Raw genomic sequence first — 25,948 nt, forward strand, 5'->3', positions numbered from 1 at the left:
ATGAAAAATAGGAGGCTTATCATGGCTGATTTATCAATTGATCTTGCAGGTATTAAATCTCCCAATCCTTTTTGGCTTGCTTCAGCACCACCTACTAATTCAGGTTATCAAGTCCAGCGCGCATTTGAAGCTGGCTGGGGAGGAGCCGTTTGGAAGACATTGGGTGACCCCATCCTGAATGTCTCATCACGTTTTGCAGCGGTCAGCTTTAATGGACAGAGAGTTGCCGGGTTCAACAATATAGAATTGATTACGGATCGTCCGCTTGAAGTGAATCTTAAAGAAATATATGAAACGAAGAAAAGGTTCCCTGATCATGCAATCATTGCATCGGTGATGGTGGAGCCGCAACAGGAAAAGTGGCATGAAATCATCAAGCGCATAGAAGATGTAGGGGTCGATGGTTACGAGTTGAACTTTGGCTGCCCGCACGGTATGGCAGAGCGTGGGATGGGAGCTGCTTCGGGACAGGTTCCTGAACTTGTGGAAAAGCAAACATACTGGGCCAAGGAAGCTGCATCCAAACCCGTCATCGTCAAGCTTACACCGAATATAACCGACATTACGGTCACGGCTGAAGCGGCGGTGCGCGGCGGTGCGGATGCAATAAGCATGATCAATACGATCAACAGCTTGGCAGGAGTGGATATCCATTCATGGAATACGATTCCCCATGTAGGCGGCAAGGGGGCTCACGGAGGGTATTGTGGTCCCGCTGTGAAGCCGATCGCTTTGAATATGGTGGCAGAGTGTGCAAGGAATAATAAGATCAATGTTCCCATTTCCGGAATAGGCGGCATTTCAAATTGGCAGGATACGGTGGAATTTTTATTGATGGGTTCGACTGGCGTGCAAATTTGTACGGCTGCCATGCATCACGGTTTTAGAATAGTAGAAGACTTGATTGATGGACTTTCCAATTACCTTGATGAAAAAGGGATATCCTCCGTGATGGATATTGTCGGTAAGTCCGTACCGCGCTATTCCGACTGGGGGAATTTAGATCTTAATTATAAGGTCGTTGCACGCATTAATAATGATGTGTGCATTAACTGCAATAAATGCCATATTGCATGTGAAGATACTTCTCATCAATGTATAGATATGTTCAAGGACACGTCAGGCAGCTCCTTTTTGAGAGTGCGCGAAGAAGATTGCGTAGGCTGTAATCTATGCTCGATCGTCTGTCCGGCCGATGGGGCGATTGATATGATCGAATTGACAAATGAATTACCGCCAATGACGTGGAATGAACGCCAATCGTTCCTTGGGGGCATAAGCAGTGAAAGTGTTGATTTCGTAAAATGATGGAGGGGTCTAATATGAAGAAGATCATTAAAAATGGAACGATTGCAACGGCTGCAGATACGTATCAAGCCGATATATTGATTGAAAATGAGAAGATTGCAATGATTGGCAAGGACCTCCCGGCTGAGGGGGCTGAAATCATTGATGCAAAAGGCGCTTATATTTTTCCGGGGGGCATTGATCCGCATACACATCTCGATATGCCGTTTGGCGGGACAACGACAAAGGATGATTATGAAACGGGGACGATTGCCGCTGCATATGGAGGCACGACAACGATCATCGACTTTTGTTTGACCGAAAAAGGGGTGCCGTTAAAGAAAGCGATAGAAACATGGCATGAAAAGGCCACTGGAAAAGCGGCCATAGATTACGGTTTCCATTTAATGATCAGTGAGATTAATGATGATGTATTGGCTGAGCTGCCGAGCATCATCGATAATGAAGGGATTTCTTCCTTTAAAGTGTTCATGGCTTACAAGAATGTTTTTCAGGCTGATGATGCTACGCTATACCGCACTCTGTTGCAAGCAAAGGAACTTGGGGCACTTGTCATGGTTCATGCTGAAAATGGCGATGTCATCGATTATCTTACGAAGCAGGCGCTGGCTGAAGGTAACACCGATCCAATTTACCATGCATTAACAAGGCCTCCAGAGCTTGAAGGGGAAGCAACTGGACGGGCTGCCAAACTTACGGAAATGGCAAATGGCCAGCTCTATGTCGTTCATGTCACCTGTGAAGATGCGGTTGAAAAGATTACTGAGGCAAGAAATAAAGGGGTGGATATTTGGGGGGAGACTTGTCCGCAATATCTAGTTCTTGACCAATCTTATCTTGAAAAGCCCCATTTCGAGGGATCTAAATATGTATGGTCCCCGCCGTTAAGGGAGAAGAAAAACCAGGAAGTGCTATGGAATGCTTTGAAAACGGGCCAGCTGCAAACGATCGGCTCCGATCAATGCTCTTTTGATTTTAAGGGACAGAAGGAACTTGGACGTGAAGATTTCACGAAAATACCGAACGGCGGGCCAACGATTGAGGATCGCATGAGTATCCTCTTTTCTGAAGGGGTCATGAAAGAGCGTATTACCTTGAATCAATTCGTCGACATGACATCCACGCGTGCCGCCAAGCTATTTGGATTATTCCCGAAGAAAGGTACGATAGCGGTAGGTTCGGATGCTGATATTGTCATTTTTGACCCGAAAGTTGAAAGAGCCATTTCTGCAGAAACCCATCACATGGCTGTAGATTATAATGCTTTTGAAGGTATGGGAATTACAGGTGAACCGGTGTCCGTTTTATCGAGAGGTCAATTCGTCATTAAAGACAAACAATTTGTAGGCGAAGCTGGAAAAGGGCAATTCCTGAAACGGGCAAAATATAATGCGGCGCTGAAGCCGGATACAGGGAAAAAGCTTACAGTCTAACTTTGGTAAGGAATCTTGCAAATTAAATTAGGGGGATTTTCTATGAGTGAGAAGAAAGATTATTTAAAGTCTCCCGATTTGCTGCCTATACCTCATAGTGAGAAAAACATAAGTGCAGCCGGATTTGGTTTCATTTGGGTGGGCATGGCTGTAGTATTGGCTGCCTTCGCAATCGGTGGGAACGGTGTCCAAAGTTTATCCTTAGGCTGGGTCGTTCTTGCAACGGTCATTGCCTGTGTGGTTCTCGGCTTTTTGATGACAATGACAGGGGATATAGGTGTTGAACATGGAATATCATTCCCTGTTTATATGAGGGCGCCGTTCGGTACGATTGGCACCCACATCCCTTCGGTTGTACGCGGTTTTGTAGCGTCATGCTGGTTCGGCTTAAATACTTACTTTGGAGCCACTGCAATGAACGCTATCTTCACAACCCTTTTTGATTTTGATAATTGGTTTATCTGCTTCCTCATTTTTGCCGTTTTACAATTAGTCAACACGGCAATGGGAATAAAGTCGATAGAACGATTCGCCGACTTGGCGGCGCCCGTCATCATATTAATTTCCGGCTGGATGTATTTCACCCTATCCGATCAGGCTGTAGCCCAAGGAAGAGATGTATGGTCCTGGATTGAAAGTCCGGTCACTGGCGGGGCCGCCGCAACGGCTTTCATGGTCGTCATTATGGCAAATATGGGATTTTGGGGCACGTTGACTGCAGATATGCCAACGCTTTCCCGATATATAAAGGCACCAAAAAATGAAAAAAATTGGTTCAAGCGCAATAAGGGGCAAATAATTGGGAATATTATCACCTATCCCATCACTCAGACGTTCATGGTGATTATCGGGGCGGTTTCTTATATGGCTGTTTCCAATTATGATCCTGTAGTTGCCATACAGGGATCAGCAAGTGGAATTGCCCTCGGCGTCCTTTTGATCATGATCGTATTTGCTCAATGGTCGACGAATACTACGGCCAATGTCATTCCCGCAGCTACCATTTTCTCCAATGTCATGGGTCCTAAAATGCCATTTTGGGCGGGAGTCGTTGTAGCGGGGGTGATTGGGATAGTAGTTCAGCCATGGAGCCTGTTCGGCATCATAATAGAAGTTTTATTAATAATAGGCGGAATCCTGGCATCCATTGTCGGCATCCTGGTAGCGGATTACTATTTCCTTCGTAAACGGAGAGTGAATGTACAAGAACTCTATGAAAGTGAAGGCCAGTATAAATACTTGAATGGAGTGAATTGGGCAGGAATCATTTCTTGGGTGATTGGAGGAATCGGTGCAACGATTTTTTCAAATTACTCGTTTATTATTGGCTTTCTTCTCGGCGGTGCAAGTTATTTTATATTAGCTAAGTATTGGTGGTTCAAGCGATATGAACAAGCTGAAATCATTGATCCGAGCGATGAGAAATATTTAGGCATTTCCGTCGGCAGGGATTGGATAATTGGGAAAGGTCAAGAACTTGAGGAAGAGATGGCTTTTACGACCGGCAAGGAGAACGTTTGAAAAAGGGGGGAATGGAAATGTCCGAATATCAAGACTATCGCTTAGAAAGGGAACAAATCGATTTTTTACTTGAAAGAGGATATCGAATCACCCGGGTTTCCGAAAGTTTAAGTGGAGCCTTTCTCGATTTTGAACTGATTGAAGGAACGAAGCAGGAATGGAAGCAATTGAACATCAAAACCCCGGAAGGAAGGAAATACTTCTCTACATTGCTTTTCAAAAAAAAATTGAATTGAAATCGTCATGTACCGGGCCTATTCCTTACGAATGGGCCCTTTTTGTTCGAGTTTTTTGTAGAATTTTGACGTTAGATTTTCTGACAAGTGTCTGGAGATTTAAGGGTTGTCCGTTTATAATAGATTTTAAAGCAGTTTTATAAAAGGATGTGGCTGGATGAATACATCGATTACAATCGAGGAAATTCTAACACGCAAGCATTTTGATCTGACGGATATAATTGCAGGCAGAAGTGGGATAAAGCGTCAAGTGAAGTGGGTCCACTGCATGGAAGTCACCCAAATCAGCCATTTGTTAAATGGAAACGAACTGATACTGACTACCGGTTTAGGGTGGAAAGACTGCGATGACACATTTCTATCCTACTTAAGACAGTTAATTGAATGCGATGCAGCTGGACTCTGTATAGAGATTGGCGCCAACACCATGGCAGTGCCGCAATGTGCCATCGATCTCGCAAATGAACGGCAATTCCCTATCATCCTATTTCATGAAGAAGTCCCTTTCGTAGAAATCACGCAGGATATACATTCCCTTATCATCAATAAACAATATCAAATGATCTCCAACTTAGAAAGTTACTCCCAGCAGCTAAATAAAAATCTCCTCGAAATTGACCATTATGAACCAATTCTAAAATTTCTCCACAGCTATTTAAATGTACAGGTTATTCTTATCTTTAATGAAAATGATATAGCCAGCTTTCCAAAAATAAAGAAAAAAACAACCTATCAAATGGTGGCGGACATATACGAAGAGAAGCGGAACATGGATAAAACCGTTCTTGGACAGCCGATTCGAGTGCTTGGTGAAAATTATGCTGAATTGCTCATATGCAGCAACGGCAGAGAGTTGACTGATTTTGATTCACTGATTTTGGATCGAACGGCTACCGCATTGGCACAGCATCTATTAAGGGAGTTATATATTGAAGAAAAGAAAATGTCGGAAGAAAGTATATGGCTTACAAATTGGATTGAAGGTGAATATAGTGATGAAGCAATCCGGGAGAGGCTTTCCTATATTGATCCGAAAATGCATTTGGATGGCGGAATTGTTTGCATTTGCAAACAACACCCAAAGTATAATAAAAACTCCGCAAAATTAGATGGAACCTATTTTAAGATAATGTTTAGAACTGTTTTTGAACAGTACGGCTTTCAGATATTTTCCATGGAAATACATCAGCATCTTGTTTTTATTTTAGGTGATAATCGTTCATCTGAAGATTGGAAATCAAGGGTTACAAGCGCGGTGGATCGAATCATGAAAATGGATGTAAGCGGGCGTAATCGTATGGGTCTGCTTTCCATTGGGTTTGGTAAGCATGTTCAAAGGTTAAGTGAGATTTATAAAAGTTATGAAACGGCCCGTGAAACTTTGCTGCTTCAGGATACGTTACCGGAGGATAACAGGAGCATCTTTTATCAGGACTTACATATGCATCGCATGATATCGCTCATAAATAAGCATGGTAATCTGGAGGAAACGGTGTACGAATATTTAGGTCCTGTCATTGAATATGACAAGCAAAACAATGGTGAGTTAATGCCTACCTTAAAGACCTACCTTGCCTGTAACGGTTCTAAACAGGAAACATCGAAACAACTATTCATTGTCCGGCAAACGCTATATCATAGACTTGAAAAATTGGAGAAACTGCTAGGTTCTGATTTTATGCGTTCAGATAAGCGTCTGGGCCTAGAATTCATGATTTTTGCATTGGACTTCTTACAATACAGCAGCAGGAAGGTCAGAGGGAAATATGTAGACAAATATATTGGAAGATAAGTAAGACTAAAGGGTGTCCCAAGGACATCCTTTTTTGAATGCAGGGAAAGGGAGGCAGAAAACAAGGTAAATGCTGACATCAAAATGGCTTATATAGCATCTTGATGTCAGCATCTTATATTAATATTCATCTTTTTTGGAAAGGCAGCGGTCACATTCCAAGAGGTAGGATTCAGCTTGTTCAATGATATGGGTCCCGCATTCCGTACATTGTTTAGGCGGCAGTGTCCTGAAGAATTCCAATGGGTTTTTAGTTTGCATGATGATTCCTCCTTATGATTTGGTTTAATCAGTCTTCGTGTTTGGAAAGGCAGTGGTCACACTCCATCAAGTAAGATTCAGCTTGTTCAGTGATATGGGTCCCGCATTCCGTACATTGTTTAGGCGGCAGTGTCCTGAAGAATTCCAATGGGTTTTTGGTTTGCATGATGATTCCTCCTTTTTGATATGGTTTAATCAGTCTTCACGTTTGGAAAGGCAGCGGTCACATTCCATTAAGTAGGATTCAGCTTGTTCAGTGATATGGGTTCCGCATTCCGTACATTGTTTAGGCGGCAGTGTCCTGAAGAATTCCAGTGGATTTATAGTTTGCATGATGGTTCCTCCTTTTTGATATGGTTTAATCAGTCTTCGCGTCTGGAAAGGCAGCGGTCACATTCCATTAAGTAGGATTCAGCATGCTCGATAATATGGTCACCGCACTCGGGGCAATGTTTAGCAGGGATATTGTTAAAAAACTCAATGGATTTTTTCATTTGCATGATGATTTCCTCCTTTTAATGTTAGATATATTTTCCGATCGCTTTATTCTTCACGTTTGGAAAGGCAGCGATCGCATTCCATCAGATAGGAATCTGAGTGGTCCACATGTGTTTCACCACATTCCGGGCAATGTTTAAATGAATCGATTATGAGTAAATCCGATTGATTTGCTTGCATGTCTCGCTCCCCCTCTTTATAGTACAGTTTTTGTTGTTTGCTTGTTGTTATAATACAGTATATACCCGAATTTGGAAAATGTATAGGTATTTTACAGAAAATTTGAAATTTTTTTCGCTGATTGTCTAAAAACCCTATAGGTAAGGGAATTATCATCTGTTTATTTTTGAATTTACCTTCATGGCAAGTAGGAAATGGAAGAAATGACGCTTTTTATAAAACGAAAAAACAAAGAGGGAACGAAACGGACAGACAATTTTCAATGTGTTGTGATAGGCATTAATGTAACAGATGGGAAACAGGAAAATCAGTGATCAATTAATGCCTGTTTCACAGTCGATGTAACATATAAGAGCTTGTTCTAAAATTTCAGCAAAATTCAAGCAGCAGCGATTATGTGTAAGTTCCTGTCTGTGTGGTTTTAATACATCAGTAAAGAGGTAACTTGCTAGTAGAAGTACAAAAATGGGAGGTAGCATATGTCGAAAGCGATGATTATCGTCAATCCATCTTCAGGTAAGGAAAAAGCAGGAAAGATTTTGCCGAAAGCGGAAAAGGCACTTGGTGAAATTTTTGATGAGGTATGCGTTCGTAAAACGGAAGGAGAGGGGGATGCTACGGGTTTTGCTAAGGAGGCCTGTGCAGATATGTTCGATGCTGTCATTTCCATGGGTGGGGATGGAACGGTGAACGAGATAGTGAATGGTTTGGGTGAGCAGCAGCATCGGCCTACTTTCGGAATCATTCCACTAGGAACCATCAATGATTTTGCTAGATCTTTGGGAATACCATTGAATCCCAATGCTGCCATCGAGATTTTGAAGGATATGAATATTAAGGAATCGGACATAGGGAAGATCAATGACCGTTACTTCATGAATGTGTTGGCAGTTGGGGCAATCGCAGAGGCCACCTATAATGTTACCGTTGAACAAAAAACCCGTCTTGGTTCTTTTGCATATTTCATTGAAGGAGCAAAAGCGATCATTAAAAAGACTCCGTTTCCTTTAACGGTTGAACATGATCAGGGAAAGTGGATGGGCGAGGCTCATTTACTAATTGCAACAATGACTAACTCTGTCGGCGGTTTCGAACAACTTGCACCAGAGGCGGAAGTGAATGATGGAAAGCTGCACACATTCATCATTAAGGATTTATCTCTTCCTCTCATCGTCAAGATCATTCCCAGTTTGATTAGGGGGGAGATCATGGGGAATGACGAAGTTGAATATATTAAAACATCCAAGCTCCATTTAACTACTTCAGATGATCTTGCAGTCAATATCGATGGAGATGAAGGCATTCTTCTTCCTTTCCAGGCAAATGTACTGCACAAACATCTTCGTCTCTTTGTCCCGGGAACTAAATAGCTTGTTATGTGGGTTCATTGTCTTACTGGGAAAAGCTGATCATGGGTTAGCCAATCAGCTTTTTTTTCTATGCGGTTACCCAAGGCTTATTGATGGAGTGGTTGCGGCGTTCATCGTGCACAACGTAAGCTCCTTCGCTTTTATAAAAGGTATCATTATTCAGGGGGATTCCAGGTTAGAATAGTTAATGCATGAATGACTGGGTATAAATATGTTACGCTTATAGTTATGATTATAGATGAGAGAGGAAGTTTGATGTTTGTATGGAGTTTTTTCTTGTTATATTAGCGCTTCTTATATTGATTGGAGTGTCTAATGTAATTAACCATTTTATACCTTTTATACCTGTACCATTAATACAAATAGCACTGGGTGTCATATTGGCACTTTTACCCCTGGGTATGCATGTTGAGATGGAGACGGAATTATTTTTGCTATTATTCATCGCACCCCTATTATTCAATGATGGCAAAAATGTACCACGAACAGCACTATGGAAGTTGAGAGCACCCATTTTGATGCTTGCACTAGGCCTGGTATTCATAACGGTTTGGGCAGGCGGGTATTTAATTAATTGGATGATCCCTTCGATACCATTGCCGGCAGCGTTCGCTTTAGCGGCCATTTTGTCACCTACGGATGTAGTGGCAGTAAGCGCTTTGGCGAGTCGGGTCAAGTTACCGAAGAGCATCATGCACCTTCTCGAAGGCGAAGGGCTAATGAATGATGCCTCAGGTTTAGTTGCCTTTAAGTTTGCCGTTGCAGCTACAGTCACTGGTGTTTTCTCCCTAGTCGACGCAACCTTCAGTTTCATATGGATTGCAATTGGTGGGTTTGTAGGTGGAGCGATACTAGCTTTCATCATTATCAGGCTTCGTGTATTTCTTCGCCGTTTAGGGATGGAAGACGTCACGATGCATATGCTGATCCAAATCCTAACTCCTTTTATTATTTTCCTCGCTGTGGAACATTTCCACCTTTCTGGGATTTTAGCAGTCGTGGCTGGGGGAATTGTCCATGCCATTGAACGAGATCGGGAAATATCACCAACTGTAGAACTTCAAGTCGTTTCAAAGAGTACATGGTCCGTCATTTTATATGTATTGAATGGCCTTGTATTCGTTTTGCTTGGCTTGCAAATCCCAAGCGTTGCGAAAACTATCTTTCAAGATCCAGCCTTCAATAATGGACAAGTGATCCTTTATATCGTGATCATTACACTTTTCCTCTTCGCTTTACGATTCATTTGGCTTACGGCTGCCTGGTCGATTGGCTGGATGACGAAAAAAGCGGGAGCCCAAAAACCAGACTTCAAAGCTGCTGGAATCATTACCATTTCCGGTGTTCGCGGAGCTGTAACCTTAGCAGGTTCGTTCTCGATTCCATATGTGTTGGCAGATGGAAGTCCTTTTCCTGAGCGTTCGTTAATCATTTTCATTGCAGCAGGTGTCATATTGCTGACACTGATTGTTGCGAGTGTATTTCTTCCAATCGTGGCAGGGTCAGAAGAAGAGGAAGTGGTGGACAAGCAGTCTGACAAAACGAAAGCTGCTGCCATTCACTCACATCAAGCTGCTATTCGGGTGATTGAGTCCCAAATGACAGATGAAAACCGGGAAGCGGCTTTATCGATCATTTCCAGGTACTGTACGAAGATCAATGAACTGTCCTATGTAGAACAGGAGAAAGAACCGGCGGCATTAAGGGAAGAAGAGAAGGATCTTCGCTTCAAGGCCCTTGAAGCAGAGCAAAGATTCTTGGATAAACTTATTAAGGATGAAAAAGTGGACCGGGAAACGGCGTATATATGCAAGGAATACATCCAGCGTATGGAAGGTGCGGTAACAAATCGACTGAAGTTCCGCTTTTTCAGGTCAGTAACGCTGTTCAGAAGAAGTATGCTGAGGGTTTTAAAATTATTTTTCCCTAATAAAAGTGAAATAAGAAAAATCAATCTTGAGAGATTGGAAAAGGTCAGGGATCTTAAAATCAGGATGTATAAAGCTGCCATCCAAGAGATACAAGCCGGAATTACATCCGATAATCATAAGACATCCTCGATGATCATAGACGAGTATAAAGTGTTGATTTTAAAATGCAAACGTGAAAATAGAGGCCGTACCCCGAGTAAAATGGTCGAATATGAAAGAGAGCTGTTCTATAAAGCGATCCAGGCAGAACGGGACGAAGTGCAGGATATGTTTGAAAAACGACAAATCTCCCGTGATGTTGCCAACATACTCCGCCAGCAAATCAATTTACGGGAAGCACTGACAATCAATGAAAATACACACTGATTAACAAAAGGAGCACTGCCGATAAATTCGGCAGTGCTCCTTCCGATTTGTGAAGGAAATATCGGAAGGGGCATCGAATCATTAATGTATCCAATAATTGATGAAAGAGGCTGTACTTAATGGAAATGGAAATCGAGACCATCACCTTAACGCCTTATTTACCGGAACATCTTCACCAGCTTTCCCAGTTTTATTTACCGGGTACACAAACCCCTTTTTCGGCTTTGCCGGAAGAGTCACTGAAATATTGCCGGGTAGATTGCGACAGGCACCCTATTGTAATATTGGCCGATGGTACCCCTGTTGGCTTTTTCGTTTTACACATTGGCGAAAACATCGCCCCTTTCACCAGCGATAAAAAAGCGATATTACTCCGTGGATTACTTGTTGATCAAAAACATCAAGGCAAAGGGATTGCGAAGAAGGCCTTGCAAATCCTTCCGGAATTCGCAAAAGGGATTTTTCCAAACAAGGATTCGATCATTCTGGCAGTGGACGCCATGAACGTAATTGCAAAAACGCTTTATGCAAAAGTGGGGTATCAGGATACAGGGATTCAAAAAGTAGGCAGATGCGGGTTGATGGAAATAATGGAGTATAGATTAGATTACGATGAACAAGGATATGGAGTAAGGGATTAGACTTTTCCAAAAGGAGAGGTCTTTTTTTGTCCAATTTGTTACAGGTTTCATTATTAAACCAGTGATTTAGAAGGGCTGCTTTTAATAATCCCGCTGCCTTATGGTACACTTTACTTAATGCAAAATTCGTTAATCGAGGTGTAGTCCTAATGAAAACAGTCGTAGTCGTAGGTGGGGGCATTACCGGTTTATCAACCATGTATTATTTACAAAAAACAGTTAAAGCGAGGAGTCTCCCGGTACGATTGATATTAATAGAAGGAAATGAAGAGCTTGGCGGTAAAATAAGGACTGTGCACGAAGGACCTTTTAAAATTGAAGCGGGTGCTGATTCGATTGTCGCCAGGAAACAAAATATACAACCATTTCTTAAAGAATTGAACCTGGAGGATCAAGTTGTCTATAATGCGACGGGAAAGTCATTCATCCATACAGACGGGGTGCTGAAGGGAATCCCCGATGATGCCCTTTTTGGAATACCAATGAGCCTGGAGTCGCTGGCAAAAAGTGATCTGGTTTCTGCCCAAGGCAAGGTTGACGCTTTAAAGGATTTCTATACAAAAAATGAGACCTTTACGAAAAATGACTCCATCGGCTTATTTCTTGAAAGCTTCTTAGGCAAGGAATTGGTGCAAAAGCAGATATCGCCTGTCCTTTCTGGTGTATACTCAGGAAAATTAAATGAATTGACCATTGCCAAAACACTGCCAGAGATGCTGGATTATAAAAATCAATATGGCAGTATAATACGAGGTCTTTCGGAAAATAAGCAGAAATACCAAAGCAAGGGAAATAAGAAGTTCCTTTCGTTTAAAAATGGCTTATCAACATTGGTTGAACGAATTGAAGAAAGCCTCGATATGGTCGAGATTTTAAAAGGGGTCCGTGTAAATGAAATTGGAAGAAATGATGAGGGGTATATCATTTCATTGGCAAACGGTGAAACGTTCGAAACGGACTTTATCGTGTTGAGTACACCGCATACCGTTGCCCAGAAATTATTGGGAGATCGGGAGCTGGATGAGGACTTCGACGGCTTGATCAATAGTTCGATGATTAGCGTTTATCTTGGATTCGATATCCCGGACAGCATGCTTCCTAAAGACGGGACAGGTTTCATTGCAGGTGATAATAGTGATTTGATCTGCAATGCATGTACATGGACAAGCCGGAAATGGGAGCATACTTCTGAAAACAGTCAGCTTTTGGTAAGGCTTTTTTATAAAAGCTCAAGTCCGGACTATGAACGATTACGGTCCCTTACTAACCAGGAATTGATCACCGTGGCTTTATGCGACATTAAAAACAGTCTAAGCATTTCTGGTAATCCAATTACGAGTGAAGTGACGAAATGGCATGAAAATATGCCGAACTACCATATTAAACATCCTCAAATCGTTAAATCCCTGGAGGAGAAAATCTCCGAGAATTATCCGAATGTTTTACTTGCGGGCTGTTCATACAATGGTGTCGGAATCCCGGATTGTATTGCTGATGGGGAAAAGAAAGCACAAGAAATATGTCTGAAGTTGTAAAAGGGGGACTGCCAGATGGCGGTCTCAGACTGTAGATAAACTCGAGGGAAATTGAGTGTTTGTAAAATTGGAACGTTGATTTCCACTCGAGGCACTCGCTTGCCGGGGTCTCCCCTGGACGCGATTTTCCCGCAGGAGTCTCGTACCTTACGCTCCAATCAACTTTATTTTCCCTTTTAATTAGAACCCTTTTGCCTAGTTTTAAAATTAAGGTGATAAAAATACTTTCTAAAACATTTCCGCTAAATCCTTGAAATGATTACTTTAGATCAATTGATCAATAGAACGATTTTGTAATCGTCACGATCGTAACACCAGGTATGATAATAATATCCTAGAGTCTCTTTGAAAACGTGATTAGAAGAGGCCACCAAACATATTTGAGGATATTTTTTTAGTACAATGTACGGAAAGAAGATCATCAAAAAATGGAAGATTCACGAGAGGTTACCTATTCTCTATACCTGATTCATTTCATTTCCAATAGTAAATCAGAATGGACTGCCAGGTGGCAGTCCATTTTTTATGCATGCTGGAAATTCCGTTTGAAGTTTCCGGCATTTCCTGTATAATGATATTCGTAAAATTAAACTGAAAGTTTACTTATATAAAACTTTATCTACTGTGGGTTTACTATAAGTAAACTGTTGAGGGTAAATATGATGCAAATTGGAAAAAAAATAAAGAACCTTCGCTTGAAAAAAGGATTGACCCAGGAAGAATTGGGGGAAAGAACGGATTTAAGCAAAGGATATATTTCACAGTTGGAAAGGGATCTTAGTTCCCCATCAATTGAAACTCTTTTCAATATTTTAGAAGTGCTTGGCTGCACGCCGAAGCAGTTCTTCGATGAAGAGGATCAAGTCCAAAAGGTAGTGTATGAAGAAGAGGCACAAACGTTTTTCATCGATGAAGAACGCGGGTATCAAATCCAGTGGCTCGTGCCTGAATCGAATGAGAAGGAAATGGAACCTATTCGACTGACTCTCCAGGAAAAGGGGGAGTTCAAACAATTTGAACCATCCTTGTCGGAAACATTCGGCTATGTATTAAACGGAAGAGTCATTGTAAAGCTTGGTAAACATACGTATTTCGTCAAGGCAGGGGAGTCGATTTATTTTCATGCTTCAGATGAACATCAAATCATCAATGATTTTGAAGGTCCTTCCGATTTATTACTCGTGGTGACGGAATCATACTTATAGAATTCAAATCAAATGCAATCGCTGAAAATTGATGAGTAAGGTAATGGAGAGAGGGAAGAGCTATGGCAAACGGGAATATAATACGCTTCGATCAGGTTACGAAGCAATTCGATGATGATACGGTAGTTCTCGATAATGTTAGTTTTGAAATCGAGAGAGGGAAGTTCTATACGCTCTTGGGTCCTTCCGGATGCGGGAAGACTACGATCCTTCGTTTGATTGCCGGATTTACGGAAGCCTCCAAAGGTGATATTTACTTTGAAGGAAAAAGGATCAATGATGTGCCAGCCAATAAAAGGCAAGTGAATACGGTATTTCAAGATTATGCACTTTTTCCGCATTTAAATGTGTTTGAAAATGTAGCATTTGGTCTTCGGATTAAAAAAATGAAAAACTCGGAAGTGGAAATAAAGGTGAAGGAAGCCCTCAGCTTTGTTAATTTGGAGGGTTATGAAAAACGGGAGATCAGGGAAATGTCCGGCGGTCAGCGGCAACGGGTGGCGATTGCCAGGGCGATCGTTAATGAACCGGAAGTCATCCTTCTTGATGAACCGCTATCTGCCCTCGATTTGAAATTGCGTACAGAAATGCAATATGAATTGCGGGAGCTGCAACAGAGGCTTGGAATCACGTTTATCTTCGTCACTCATGACCAAGAGGAAGCATTAGCGATGTCAGATGAGATTTTTGTCCTTAACAAAGGGAAAATCCAGCAAAGCGGGACCCCTACGGATATTTATGATGAACCGCTGAATCGATTCGTTGCCGATTTCATCGGCGAGTCCAATATTGTAAAAGGAAAAATGATTGAAGATTACCTCGTGGAATTCGTCGGCAGACAGTTCGAATGTGTCGACCAAGGATTGAACAGTAATGAGGCTGTCGATATTGTCATCCGCCCGGAAGATTTAGAGATTACTTCCATCAATCGCGGGAAACTGCAAGTTCGTGTGGACTCCCAGCTATTTCGCGGAGTTCATTATGAAATCAGCTGCTATGACCATGATGGAAATGAATGGCTTGTCCAATCAACGAGAAAAGTGGCAGTTGGGGATGAAATAGGTCTGTATTTCGATCCGGAATCCATCCATGTCATGCGATTGGGTGAAACTGAAGAGGAATTCGATAAGCGTCTGGAAGCGTATCATGATGGGGAAAGTCATGAAGAATAAAATATCCCGTAATATTTACTTCATACCATATGTCTTATGGATTGCTTTATTCGTTATCGCACCCATTTTGTTGATCCTTTACTACTCCTTCTTTGATATTGAAGGCAATTTATCTTTGATTAACTATCAAAAGTTCTTTACGCCAGTATATTTAAAAATGACTTTAAGCTCATTCTGGTATGCGTTCCTTATTACGGGGATATCCCTTTTAGTCGCCTATCCGACAGCATATTTGTTAACGAAAACCAAGCATAAGCAGCTATGGCTTTTGCTGATTATCGTGCCTTCCTGGATCAATTTACTTTTGAAGGCTTATGCCTTCATTGGTATCTTTGGCACGTATGGTGTGGCAAATGGTTTTCTGGAGGCGGTAGGAATCGGAAAACAGCAGATTCTCTTTACCGATTTCAGCTTCATATTCGTTTCGGTTTATATTTTCATCCCGTTCATGATCTTACCGATATTCAATGCGCTTGATAAAATGAATCCAACCCTTCTGGATGCGGCCAATGACTTGGGGGCGTCCAGATGGATGACATTCCGCCGAGTCATTTTTCCATTGACGATAGATGGTGTAAAGACGGGATGCCAGGTAGTCTTCATCCCGGCACTTTCATTGTTCATGCTTACAAGACTGATTGCCGGTAACCGCGTCATTACGCTAGGTACGGCTATCGAGCAGCACTTCCTTGTAACACAGGATTGGGGAATGGGTTCCACAATTGCGGTATTTTTGATTATTATAATGTTCCTGATTATGTTTGTAACGGGTAACCGAAAGCAGGGTGTGTAAATTGGGCAATAAATTATCACCAATATCAAAAGCGTTTCTCGTTTTGATTTTTCTCATACTCTATGCACCGATTTTCTTTTTAGTCTTTTACTCTTTTAACAGCGGTGGAACGATGTATGACTTTAAAGGGTTCACGATGGAGTGGTACAAGGAGCTGTTCCAAGATACAAGGCTGTTGATCATTGTATTGAATACACTTGTGATTGCTTTATTATCTGCACTGATCGCAACGATCATCGGGGTGATAGGGGCAATTGGAATTCGGTCCTTTACGAGCAGCAAAGCTAAGAATACGGTATTGTCATTGAATAATGTATTGATTGTCAGTCCCGATGTGATCATCGGTGCTTCCTTCCTGATTTTATTCACGATGGCCGGGATCAAGCTTGGATTCTACTCGGTACTGTTGTCGCATATCGCCTTCAGTATCCCAATCGTTGTGCTTCTGGTCCTTCCGAAACTTCAGGAAATGAGCCCTACTTTAATTGATGCGGCACGGGATTTAGGGGCAAGCCGGTGGGATGTATTGACGAAGGTCATCCTTCCATACATCCTACCCGGTATTTTTGCTGGTTTTTTTATGGCATTGACTTATTCACTTGATGATTTTGCGGTTACGTTCTTTGTGACCGGTAATGGCTTCTCCACTCTTTCTGTGGAAATCTATTCATTGGCACGCCGTGGAATTTCATTGAATATCAATGCACTGTCGACACTGCTGTTCGTCGTGACACTGCTGTTGGTTGTCGTTTATTACTTTATAACTCAACGTGTAAGGCAAACGGGAATGGGGGGGAAACGATGAAAAGGCTTGTCCAAATGTTTTTGATCATCTCCCTCGTATCGGCTTTGCTTCTATATGCGATTTCAAGATTGAATTCATCGCAGGGATTTACGAGCAGTAATACGCTTACCATCTATAATTGGGGAGATTACATCGATACCGATCTAATCGAACGTTTTGAAGAAGAGACGGGCATAAAGGTCATTTATGAGACATTTGATTCGAATGAGGCCATGATGACAAAGATCGAACAGGGCGGTACGACTTATGATATTGCCATTCCGTCTGAGTATATGATCGATAAGATGAGGCAAGAAGACTTGCTCGTTCCCTTGGATCATTCCAAGCTTCCGAATTTGAAAAATATCGATGAGCGATTCATCGATCTGCCATTCGATCCGGAGAATAAATATTCCGTGCCGTATTTCTGGGGAACGGTTGGAATTGTTTACAATTCCAAGATGCTCGGTGGAAAGGAAATAACGGCCTGGGCGGATTTATGGGATAAAGATTTAAAAAATGAAATCCTTTTGACGGATGGAGCTAGAGAAGTGATGGGCATGGGCCTGAACTCTTTGAATTATTCATTGAATGATATAGATGAAGAACACCTTCAAGAGGCAAAATCCAAGCTAGATGCCCTCACCCCGAATATTAAAGCGATCGTCGGAGATGAAAGCCGCATGCTATTGGAAGCCCAGGAAGCGGCGATTGGCCTTGTTTGGTCGGGAGTTGCTTCTGAAATCATGGCTGAAAACGAAGATCTCGAATACGTTGTTCCAAAAGAGGGGTCCAATTTATGGTTTGATAATATGGTCATCCCGAAAACAACCAAAAATGTCGATGCTGCTCACCAGTTCATCAACTTCATGCTGGACCCGAAAGTTGCAGCACAGAACGCGGAATATGTAAGTTACTCGACACCTAATAAAGAAGCACTGAAATATATGCCTGAAGAAGTGGTGAAGGATGAACGTTTCTATCCATCTCCGGAACTGACAAAGAAACTGGAAGTTTACGAAAACCTGGGGAAGAAAAACTTAGCCCATTACAACGAACTCTTCCTTGAATTCAAGATGCATCGTAAATAACACACAAAAAAAGCATGGTGTAGGAATTCCCTCCGTACACCATGCTTTTTCGATTATGTGTTTCACGAGTATTTACTCCAAATCCACGAGTAAAAGCCCAAAACTCACGAGTGAAAGCCGAATTGCACTCTGTTACCTATTTATCAAAAGGCGAAATAACGGTATAATATCTTTTTTTGTAATGATCAACCAAAGTCTCAATGTAAAATGGTAGCAGAAGGAAATACTCTAAAATATATGTAGGTATATAAGTATGTTAGTATAATGATCTTGTTGGTGCATATTGAAGGTGGAACTAAAATCTTAAGGATTAATTAATAATTCCAAGCTATCATTATAGAAAAATTAAGGGAGAGTATTCATGAAACTATTAAGGAGCACGAAGGCATATATTTGGGCAGGGAGCATTTTAATCATTGGCGGGATCATGGCATTTGCGATGATTTCATCCACGGATAAGACAATGGCGAGTATCGATGGCGAGAAAATCAATAAGGATGAGCTGTATGACGCGCTTGTTGCGGGATACGGAGCAGATACTTTAGACCTGTTGATTACGAATAAATTGGTTGAATTGGAAGCGGAAAAAGCAGGGATTAAAATTAAGGATGATGAAATCCAGAAAGAAATCGATGTTATGGTAGAGTCCTATGGTGATGAAAAGTCGCTAAAAGAGCAATTGGAAGCAAGCGGTTCTTCAATGGAAGCCTTAAAAAAGGACATCGTAGTTTATCTGCAAACGAAAAAACTGGTAGAACCGAGAATTACCGTGACGGATGAAGAAATCAGTACGTATTTTGAAGATAACAAAGATACATTTGCTCAAGCGGAACAAGTGGAAGCCAGTCATATTTTAGTCGAAGACGAAAAAACGGCTAAAAAGGTTGCGAAAGAAATCGCAGATGGCGGTGATTTCGCTAAATTGGCAGCTGAATATTCCACTGATACCGAAACGGCGGATAACGGTGGAAGCCTAGGGTATTTTGGGAAAGGCGATATGGTGGAAGAGTTTGAAAATGTTGCCTTTGATCTTGATATAAATAAAGTCAGTGATCCAGTTAAATCCGAATATGGATACCATATCATAAAAGTAACCGGTAAGAAGGAAGCAAAAAAAGCTAATTTAGAAGACAGTAAAGATGTAATTAAAGAAACGCTTCTTTCTGAAAGATTACAAGAGGAATATCCCGTTTGGTTAGCTGAAGTGAAAAAAGACCATGAGATAACGAATAAATTGGAGGACTCTAACTAAGGTATCAAGTGAAGGATATATGAAAAAACAAAAGGGTAATGGTGTACCTTTCATCGAATGATGTCCCCAATCCAATTGGCCCAAAGCAACACCTTCAACTCCATAGGTATGGTTCTGTCTGAATTTTATACAGAGTTGATTGGAGCGGAAGGTACGAGACTCCTGCGGGAAAAGCGCGTCTAGGGGAGACCCCGCAGGCGCAAGCCGAGGAGGCTCCACGTCCGCCCGCGGAAAGCGAGTGCCCTACGTTCCAATCAACGTCCAAATTGTACAAGCCATAATAAAAGCTGAGGCATAATGCCTCAGCTTTTTTATATATTAGAAGTTGGATGAGATGGACTTTTGATTGGATAATCCTGATTTTTTAACGATTTCATCACTCTCTTTTTCACCTTTATCATTATCGGATTTCAATGATTGTGCTGGCGTTTCTTTCAGCTGTTTACCGGCTACGACCACCTTTGAACTGATGTCTTTTAATTCACTTGTTGCTTCCTTCGCTGTACCAAGGGCATCAGTGGAGATATCCTTTACTTCTGATACTTTACCCACCACGTCTTCATTGACGGTTTCATATAGTGTTTCGACGTCATTGATTGCCTCTTTAATCGTCTCGGTTGCCCCTTTGACTCCTGATACCATCTGTTCCTTCATTTCGCCGGGATTTTCCTTGACCTGTTCAATCATATTCATGGAGTTGTCTTTTAAAAGGACGGCTGAACGCTTTACTTTATTTCTTGTGTTGGAGTCAAGTAAGGTCAACGCACCACCAACAAGCCCCCCGATTAGAATCCCTTTTAAAAGTTTGCTATTCGTTTGAGTTTCGATAGTTGATTGAGTCATTTATATTTCCTCCTTTAGAATAGTAGATTGTATGCTTACTTTGGGTTTTCCCTTATTTACCATAAGTTAAACTGGAAATAATAAACTGTCATGGGATTGACATAATAAATAAAACAATAGTAATCTACATATAGTTAAATGACTGAACTACTTTTTGGGAGGTGCAACAACGATGACTAATGTAAAAGTTACTGGATTGATTGATCGATATATGAAGGTTTCCTTCTATGTCAATAAGATGGGGGAGCTTTTAATAAAAGACCAGATTTGTGATGTGCTGACGAACGAACAATACTATACTTTACGGTTCATTCAACAACAATGGTTGTGTACATCGACGGAAATCAGTGATGCCTTTTATGTTAATAAGAGTGCCGTCACATCCAACATCAATAGGCTGGAAGGCAAAGGATTGATAGAACGGGAACAGGACCTGGTTGACCGAAGGGTCTTTCACTTGAAGCTTTCAAAAGAGGGGGAAGCATTGTTACAGGAAACGGAAAATAAGATTCATAAGTTGGTAGAGAGCATCATGACGAAATTCGATTATGAAGAGATCGTTAGATTCCTTGATACATATGAGAAGCTTGCACAAATTTTAATACAAATGAAGAATGAGGAATGGGAGGAAATATAATGAGGGGGATCATAAAGGGAAGATGGCTGGTCATTATCGCTTGGGTTGCAATTACGGCAGGTCTATTGTTTGCGGCACCGAATATGGCTGACCTTGTCCGGAATAAGGGGCAGCTGGATGTACCGGCAGAGTACTCCTCTGGGATGGCCAATGAGCTAATGAAAGAGATCCAGGATAAGGATGAGTCACAAGTGGCCCTCGTATTTCATGGTGATAAGAAGCTGTCTTCCTCGGAATTGAAAGAGATTGAGATAGCGATCCAAAACCTTGAAAAGAATAAAGCAGAGCTTGGCATCAAAGAGGTCATGACCCATTTTAAAGAGCCCTCGCTAAAAGGTCAGTTGGTCTCGGAGAATGAAACGACGGTTTTGACGTCCATCACGATGGTCAAGGGGGACCGAGAAGCTAAGGAAGTGATCGATGCCCTTTATAAAGAGCTGGAGCAAGTGGATGTCGAGCATTATTACACAAGCAGCTGGATGATCGATGAAGATCTTAATGCCAATTCCCAAGAAGGGCTGAAGAAAACTGAAGGCATCACGGTTGTCTTCATTCTGGCTGTATTGCTGATAGTCTTCCGTTCAGTGGTGGCACCGATCATTCCGTTGGTAACGGTAGGTTTCACTTATTTATGCTCACAATCAATCGTCTCATTCCTGGTGGATAAATGGGACTTTCCGATTTCGTCTTACACCCAAATATTCCTGGTAGGTATTTTATTTGGAATCGGGACTGATTATTGCATCCTGCTGCTTAGTCGTTTCAAGGAAGAGCTATCGTCACAGGAGTCATTGCCTGAAGCGATCGTTGCGACTTACCGAACTGCGGGTAAGACGGTCTTCTTCAGTGGGCTGACCGTAATGATTGGTTTTGCGGCAATCGGTTTTTCTACTTTTAAGCTCTATCAATCTGCGGCGGCCGTTGCCATAGGGGTTTTTATTTTAATGATCGCCCTCTATACGATCGTTCCATTTTTCATGGCGGTTCTTGGCAAAAAGCTATTCTGGCCGGCAAAAGGGAAACTTGAGCACAGTGAAAGTAAACTATGGGGAATTCTCGGTAACTTCTCCATGAACCGCCCATTGTTGGCGCTAATGATCGTTGCAATCGTCTGTGTTCCCTTTTTGTTTATGTATGATGGGAAGATTTCATATAACTCCCTTGAAGAAGCGGGTGATGATGTTCCTTCCATCATGGCATTTAATATCATTTCCGATGAATTCGGACCAGGACAATCCATGCCAACACAGATTGTCATAAAGAATGACGAACGCATGGATTCGGAAGAGTACGTCGCACTTGCTGAAAAAATCAGCCAGGAAGTCGTCAAGGTGGATGAAGTCGATGTAGTTCGATCCATGACCCGCCCGGCAGGTGAACCGATTAAGGATTTATTTGTAGCAAACCAGGCCGAAACTTTGGAGAAGGGAATCGGAGAAGGAAATGAAGGCATTAAACAAATAAGTGATGGATTAAAAACGGCAGGCAGTGAGCTTTCAGATTCAGGACCGCGGTTGAAGCAAGCGACGGACGGAATAGGGGGTCTAATATCCGGGACCAATGAATTAAAGAGCGGTGTAGGCCAGGTGGAGAAGGCGTTAACAAGCATTGAAGCAGGCATTCGCGATGGCTCTTCAGGGACTGGGGATATAAAAAATGGACTGAATGAGGTCAAGGCAAACTTGGAGAAGCTCGCCACCGGAAGCGGACAGCTCCTCGAAGGCTATAAACAATCAGCTAATGGGCTAAGAGGGCTCACAGATGGATACAAAGAGATTCAAACTAATCTTACGGGCGTATCACAAAGCCTTGCTGGCTTAAATCCTTCCTTTGAGCAAATGGAAGCCACTCATCCAGAATTACAGGCGGATCAGTCCTATCAAACGATCAAGCAAACAGTGCAAGGGGCACAGGGTGGCTTGGAGCCCATGGCAGCAGGCCTTGCCGAGCTAAATAGGAATCTTGGTTCAGTGTCCGGCGGTTTGAATACGGCGAACGAAAATATGGCACAAATCGTAAACGGTCAAACATCTCTCGGGGAGGGCCTGAACCAATTGATTTCAGGTGTTGACACTTTACAAAAAGGTCTAAGCACGATGGCCAATGGTCAGGGGGAAGTCATAAATAATCTGTCAGGGTTTAAAGGCGGCCTTACTAGCTTAAGTAATGGGCAGCAAGAACTCCTAAATGGTTTTTCAAGCCTCGGCGGGCAACTTACTGATTTGACAGATGGCTTAAATGAAAGTGCCGATGGCCTGAATGAAGTCCATGATGGACTATCGTCCGCACAGGGTTATTTATCAGGGCTGGCAAAAACGGATAAAACGGTAACAGGCATGTACATTCCCAAAGAAGTAGTCGAAAGCGAAGAATTCGGGGAAGCATTGAACGCGTATTTATCTGAAGACGGTAAAACCATGACCATGGATGTGGTGTTCAAGGCGAATCCATATTCCAATGAAGCAATCGAGCAAATTGATTCGATCGAGGCAACTGTTGAAAGAGTAACGAAAGATACAAAGCTAGAAAATGCGCAAGTGGCGATAGGGGGAATCACAAGTACACATCATGACTTGGGCATGATGTCTGAGGAGGATTTCTCACGGACGGTCGTTTTGATGCTGTCGGGGTATCGCAATCATTCTCTTTTTCATGCTGCGATCCCTGGTCATGCCGATCTATTTGATTGTATCGCTCGTTTTGACTTATTATACAGCGGCAGCCATTACCGAGTTGCTTTTTGTTAATATTCTCGGTTACGCCGGCATCGGCTGGGCAGTTCCTTTCTTTGCTTTCGTCATCTTGATTGCTCTTGGCATTGACTATAGCATTTTCTTGATGGATCGCTTTAACGAATGGAAGGATAAACCGGTCAAGGAAGCGATGTTACTGTCCATGAGAAAAATGGGAACGGTGATCATCTCGGCAGCCGTAATTCTTGGCGGAACCTTTGCTGCCATGATGCCAGCAGGAGTTTTATCGCTCTTGGAGATAGCCACTTTAATATTGGTGGGGCTTGCTTTATATGCGTTTGTCATATTGCCATTGTTTATTCCAGTGATGGTTGCGACGTTCGGAAACGCGAATTGGTGGCCGTTTTTGAAAAATAAGGAATAAACTTAAATTAAAGAAGGCATCCGAATGGATGCCTTCAGTCTTTTCGACTGAATGGGGGTTCTTGAATGGATGGAACCTCCCTAGATAGAATAAATTTGCGACACTCCTGGCCGAATAACTCCGCTAGATTGCTTGCTTTGAAGAGGGCTTGGCAGACAGTTGGTGAAAAGGAGCGAATTTAATGAGTGTTGAATGCGAAGGTCGAATAAAATCGTGAACGGTCGAATAAAGAGCGTGGTAGGTCGAATAAAATCGTGAACGGTCGAATAAAGAGCGGGATAGGTCGAATAAAATCGTGAACGGCCAAAAAAAGTGTGTTGAAGGACGAAAAGCTGCGTGGACGGCCGAAAAAAGCTCCGGATGACGAATAACTGCGGCTCCGGAAACATATTCAAATAAAAAAACTGCAGACAATCTCGCTTTTCTTCGAGTTTGTCTACAGTAAGAAGGCATCCGCATGGATGCCTTCTTTAATTATGTATTCTTTTTTGGCTAAATCGATTCATAATTGGGGGATTCTTGTTTTATATTTCGCGATGATCTTTTGATTGTGTTCATCTGCCCCTTCGATATTACTGCTTAGGAATACGGGAGGGGTCTCCCCTGACTCAATAATCGTTTGGATGACTTGCGTGAAAATCATATTGAGGAGAACGGCCCCGACCACGGTCGATCCAGAACCAAAAGGTATATTATTTGATTTCAGTAATGTGTCACCTTTGGCAATATGATTGTCTATGACCAAATCAACGACATCGTGGAGATAATGCTTCTGTTTATGCCGCGAAGGACAACTTTTTGCATACTCCGGTGATGTTAGTCCAATGACGAAGGCCCCTTTTTCTTTTGCGATAGTGGCGACATCTATGGGAACGGGATTTACGCCGGATGATGAAATGACGATACAGACATCACCAGGACGGATATCCTCATCATGCATGAATTTCTCTGATAGGTCATTTTGCCGTTCAAGTTGGGATGATCTTGAAGCACCCTTAAAAAGCATCAAATCTTCAAAGAAAATAGGACGAATTGCCGCTAACCCACCTGCCCGGTAGAATACCTCTTCGGTCAAAATATGAGAGTGCCCGCTTCCGAATAAATGGATGATTCCATCTGACATCACTGCTTTTGCGATATGTTCCACAGATTCCTTAATTGATTGCTTTTCCTGTTCTTCCACAATTGTGAGTAAAGCCTGCACTTCTTCAAAGTATGAGTTCATATATGTGACACCCTCCGATTGAAAATAATCAATTTTATCTGCTTATTTTGATACTGAACTTATACCTGTCCGCACGATAAGCCGATTTAACATATTCAAGGGGAGTTCCATCTATCAGGAACGTATGCCTTTGAATGAATAATATGGGTGAGTGCTTTGGAATCGCTAAATGGGTGACTTCTAATTCAGAAGCAATCGATGATTCCAACGTTTGTGTAGCATAGTCTATTTTAAGTTTAACGTAGTTCTCCACATATTGGTAAAGAGAAAGGTTAATGATTTCTTCCGTTAATCCTTTAATTAAATTGGCAGACATGTACACGGTCTCGAGCGCCATTGGAACATCATCAGCCAACCGAATGCGTTTTATTTCATAAACGGGAGCATAAAGGGAAATGTGCAATTCACTGGCAATCTTCTTATCGGCCGGAATGATTTCAAAGCTCAGCAGCTTACTGCTTGGGTTCAAACCCCTGGCTTTCATGTCCTCGGTAAAACTGGTCAACCCATTGAGCTGCTGCTCCAACTTCTTATCGGCGACAAAGGTTCCCCTTCCTTTTTGACGGTATAAGTATCCGTCATTCACCAAATTATTTATGGCTTGCCGGACGGTCATCCGGCTAATTCCGAATTGCTCGGCATATTCACGTTCAGATGGAAGGGCATCGTGCGCTTGGAACTCACCGTTTTCTATTTGTCTTTTTATTTGTTCTTCGATTTGAAAATAAATCGGAAGAGGTGAGTTTTTATCAATCAT

The 25,948-nt window shown here is 42.1% G+C and carries 24 protein-coding genes and 1 pseudogene; 17 read left to right on the forward strand and 8 right to left on the reverse strand.

What is annotated here, in order from left to right:
* Positions 1-21: 21 nt before the first annotated feature.
* The 5 genes from preA (at position 22) to ACQKMF_RS24680 (ending at position 6,290) form a co-directional block, all read left to right on the forward strand.
* The gene (gene preA, locus ACQKMF_RS24660) at positions 22-1,308 is read left to right on the forward strand and encodes an NAD-dependent dihydropyrimidine dehydrogenase subunit PreA (RefSeq protein WP_427575392.1); all 1,287 of its coding nucleotides are present in this window, start codon (positions 22-24) and stop codon (positions 1,306-1,308) included.
* Between the two features lie 14 nt (positions 1,309-1,322).
* Positions 1,323-2,741 (forward strand): dihydropyrimidinase, encoded by a 1,419-nt coding sequence (hydA, locus tag ACQKMF_RS24665; protein ID WP_101225677.1) that lies wholly within the window; start codon positions 1,323-1,325, stop codon positions 2,739-2,741.
* A 42-nt stretch (positions 2,742-2,783) separates the two neighbouring features.
* Positions 2,784-4,262 carry an NCS1 family transporter gene (locus ACQKMF_RS24670; RefSeq protein ID WP_427575394.1) on the forward strand — a complete coding sequence of 493 codons (1,479 nt, stop codon included), beginning with the start codon at positions 2,784-2,786 and terminating at the stop codon, positions 4,260-4,262.
* Between the two features lie 17 nt (positions 4,263-4,279).
* Entirely contained in the window at positions 4,280-4,498 is a 219-nt protein-coding gene (locus ACQKMF_RS24675) for a hypothetical protein (RefSeq protein WP_101225679.1), read from the forward strand.
* Between the two features lie 157 nt (positions 4,499-4,655).
* Positions 4,656-6,290: a PucR family transcriptional regulator gene (locus ACQKMF_RS24680; protein WP_402945313.1), complete on the forward strand. Its 1,635-nt coding sequence runs from the start codon at positions 4,656-4,658 to the stop codon at positions 6,288-6,290.
* A gap of 120 nt (positions 6,291-6,410) precedes the next feature.
* Here ACQKMF_RS24680 and yhfH (ACQKMF_RS24685) read toward each other — a convergent pair whose 3' ends face one another.
* From yhfH (ACQKMF_RS24685) to yhfH (ACQKMF_RS24705), 5 genes are read right to left on the reverse strand one after another with little or no spacing between them, the layout of a single operon-like run.
* Positions 6,411-6,551: a protein YhfH gene (gene yhfH / locus ACQKMF_RS24685; protein ID WP_072274044.1), complete on the reverse strand. Its 141-nt coding sequence runs from the start codon at positions 6,549-6,551 to the stop codon at positions 6,411-6,413.
* Between the two features lie 28 nt (positions 6,552-6,579).
* Positions 6,580-6,717 (reverse strand): protein YhfH, encoded by a 138-nt coding sequence (gene yhfH / locus ACQKMF_RS24690; protein WP_101225681.1) that lies wholly within the window; start codon positions 6,715-6,717, stop codon positions 6,580-6,582.
* 29 nt (positions 6,718-6,746) lie between these two features.
* Positions 6,747-6,884 carry a protein YhfH gene (gene yhfH / locus ACQKMF_RS24695; RefSeq protein ID WP_095395041.1) on the reverse strand — a complete coding sequence of 46 codons (138 nt, stop codon included), beginning with the start codon at positions 6,882-6,884 and terminating at the stop codon, positions 6,747-6,749.
* A 29-nt stretch (positions 6,885-6,913) separates the two neighbouring features.
* Complete coding sequence (yhfH, locus tag ACQKMF_RS24700; RefSeq protein WP_082162914.1) at positions 6,914-7,051, reverse strand: protein YhfH; 138 nt, start codon at positions 7,049-7,051, stop codon at positions 6,914-6,916.
* 43 nt (positions 7,052-7,094) lie between these two features.
* Positions 7,095-7,229 (reverse strand): protein YhfH, encoded by a 135-nt coding sequence (gene yhfH, locus ACQKMF_RS24705; protein WP_137017534.1) that lies wholly within the window; start codon positions 7,227-7,229, stop codon positions 7,095-7,097.
* Positions 7,230-7,708: 479 nt separating this feature from the next.
* Between yhfH (ACQKMF_RS24705) and ACQKMF_RS24710 the strand changes: the two genes are divergently transcribed.
* From ACQKMF_RS24710 to ACQKMF_RS24755, 10 genes are all read left to right on the forward strand, one after another.
* The gene (locus tag ACQKMF_RS24710) at positions 7,709-8,599 is read left to right on the forward strand and encodes a diacylglycerol/lipid kinase family protein (protein WP_230178700.1); all 891 of its coding nucleotides are present in this window, start codon (positions 7,709-7,711) and stop codon (positions 8,597-8,599) included.
* A gap of 263 nt (positions 8,600-8,862) precedes the next feature.
* Positions 8,863-10,896, forward strand: a complete 2,034-nt coding sequence (locus ACQKMF_RS24715; protein ID WP_230178699.1) for a Na+/H+ antiporter — start codon at positions 8,863-8,865, stop codon at positions 10,894-10,896.
* A 119-nt stretch (positions 10,897-11,015) separates the two neighbouring features.
* Positions 11,016-11,537 (forward strand): GNAT family N-acetyltransferase, encoded by a 522-nt coding sequence (locus tag ACQKMF_RS24720; RefSeq protein ID WP_402945322.1) that lies wholly within the window; start codon positions 11,016-11,018, stop codon positions 11,535-11,537.
* A gap of 149 nt (positions 11,538-11,686) precedes the next feature.
* Complete coding sequence (locus tag ACQKMF_RS24725; protein ID WP_427575399.1) at positions 11,687-13,072, forward strand: protoporphyrinogen oxidase; 1,386 nt, start codon at positions 11,687-11,689, stop codon at positions 13,070-13,072.
* A gap of 662 nt (positions 13,073-13,734) precedes the next feature.
* Positions 13,735-14,277 (forward strand): helix-turn-helix domain-containing protein, encoded by a 543-nt coding sequence (locus ACQKMF_RS24730; protein WP_230178743.1) that lies wholly within the window; start codon positions 13,735-13,737, stop codon positions 14,275-14,277.
* 62 nt (positions 14,278-14,339) lie between these two features.
* Entirely contained in the window at positions 14,340-15,449 is a 1,110-nt protein-coding gene (locus tag ACQKMF_RS24735) for an ABC transporter ATP-binding protein (protein ID WP_101225687.1), read from the forward strand.
* Positions 15,439-16,242: an ABC transporter permease gene (locus ACQKMF_RS24740; RefSeq protein ID WP_101225717.1), complete on the forward strand. Its 804-nt coding sequence runs from the start codon at positions 15,439-15,441 to the stop codon at positions 16,240-16,242. The genes ACQKMF_RS24735 and ACQKMF_RS24740 overlap by 11 nt, the downstream gene beginning before the upstream one ends.
* Position 16,243: 1 nt before the next feature.
* Entirely contained in the window at positions 16,244-17,047 is an 804-nt protein-coding gene (locus ACQKMF_RS24745; RefSeq protein ID WP_034304873.1) for an ABC transporter permease, read from the forward strand.
* Positions 17,044-18,117: an ABC transporter substrate-binding protein gene (locus tag ACQKMF_RS24750; protein ID WP_144480945.1), complete on the forward strand. Its 1,074-nt coding sequence runs from the start codon at positions 17,044-17,046 to the stop codon at positions 18,115-18,117. Before ACQKMF_RS24745 ends, ACQKMF_RS24750 begins: the two co-directional genes overlap by 4 nt.
* 361 nt (positions 18,118-18,478) lie before the next feature.
* On the forward strand, positions 18,479-19,369 hold the full coding sequence (locus ACQKMF_RS24755) for a peptidylprolyl isomerase (protein WP_402945330.1): 891 nt from the start codon (positions 18,479-18,481) through the stop codon (positions 19,367-19,369).
* Positions 19,370-19,687: 318 nt separating this feature from the next.
* On the opposite strand, the gene ACQKMF_RS24760 is transcribed toward ACQKMF_RS24755, so the two are convergent.
* Entirely contained in the window at positions 19,688-20,212 is a 525-nt protein-coding gene (locus tag ACQKMF_RS24760) for a YtxH domain-containing protein (protein ID WP_402945334.1), read from the reverse strand.
* A 172-nt stretch (positions 20,213-20,384) separates the two neighbouring features.
* Between ACQKMF_RS24760 and ACQKMF_RS24765 the strand changes: the two genes are divergently transcribed.
* Both ACQKMF_RS24765 and ACQKMF_RS24770 read left to right on the forward strand, forming a co-directional pair.
* Entirely contained in the window at positions 20,385-20,849 is a 465-nt protein-coding gene (locus tag ACQKMF_RS24765) for a MarR family winged helix-turn-helix transcriptional regulator (RefSeq protein ID WP_402945339.1), read from the forward strand.
* Positions 20,849-23,966: pseudogene (locus ACQKMF_RS24770) on the forward strand (MMPL family transporter). The gene ACQKMF_RS24765 and the pseudogene ACQKMF_RS24770 overlap by 1 nt, the downstream one beginning before the upstream one ends.
* 502 nt (positions 23,967-24,468) lie before the next feature.
* Here the strand turns inward: ACQKMF_RS24770 and ACQKMF_RS24775 are convergent.
* Together ACQKMF_RS24775 and ACQKMF_RS24780 are read right to left on the reverse strand one after the other, a co-directional pair.
* Entirely contained in the window at positions 24,469-25,191 is a 723-nt protein-coding gene (locus ACQKMF_RS24775) for an SIS domain-containing protein (RefSeq protein WP_402945345.1), read from the reverse strand.
* 34 nt (positions 25,192-25,225) lie between these two features.
* Positions 25,226-25,948: a GntR family transcriptional regulator gene (locus tag ACQKMF_RS24780; protein ID WP_101225693.1), complete on the reverse strand. Its 723-nt coding sequence runs from the start codon at positions 25,946-25,948 to the stop codon at positions 25,226-25,228.

The organism is Peribacillus sp. NPDC101480 (assembly GCF_050277335.1).
Lineage (GTDB): Bacteria > Bacillota > Bacilli > Bacillales > DSM-1321 > Peribacillus.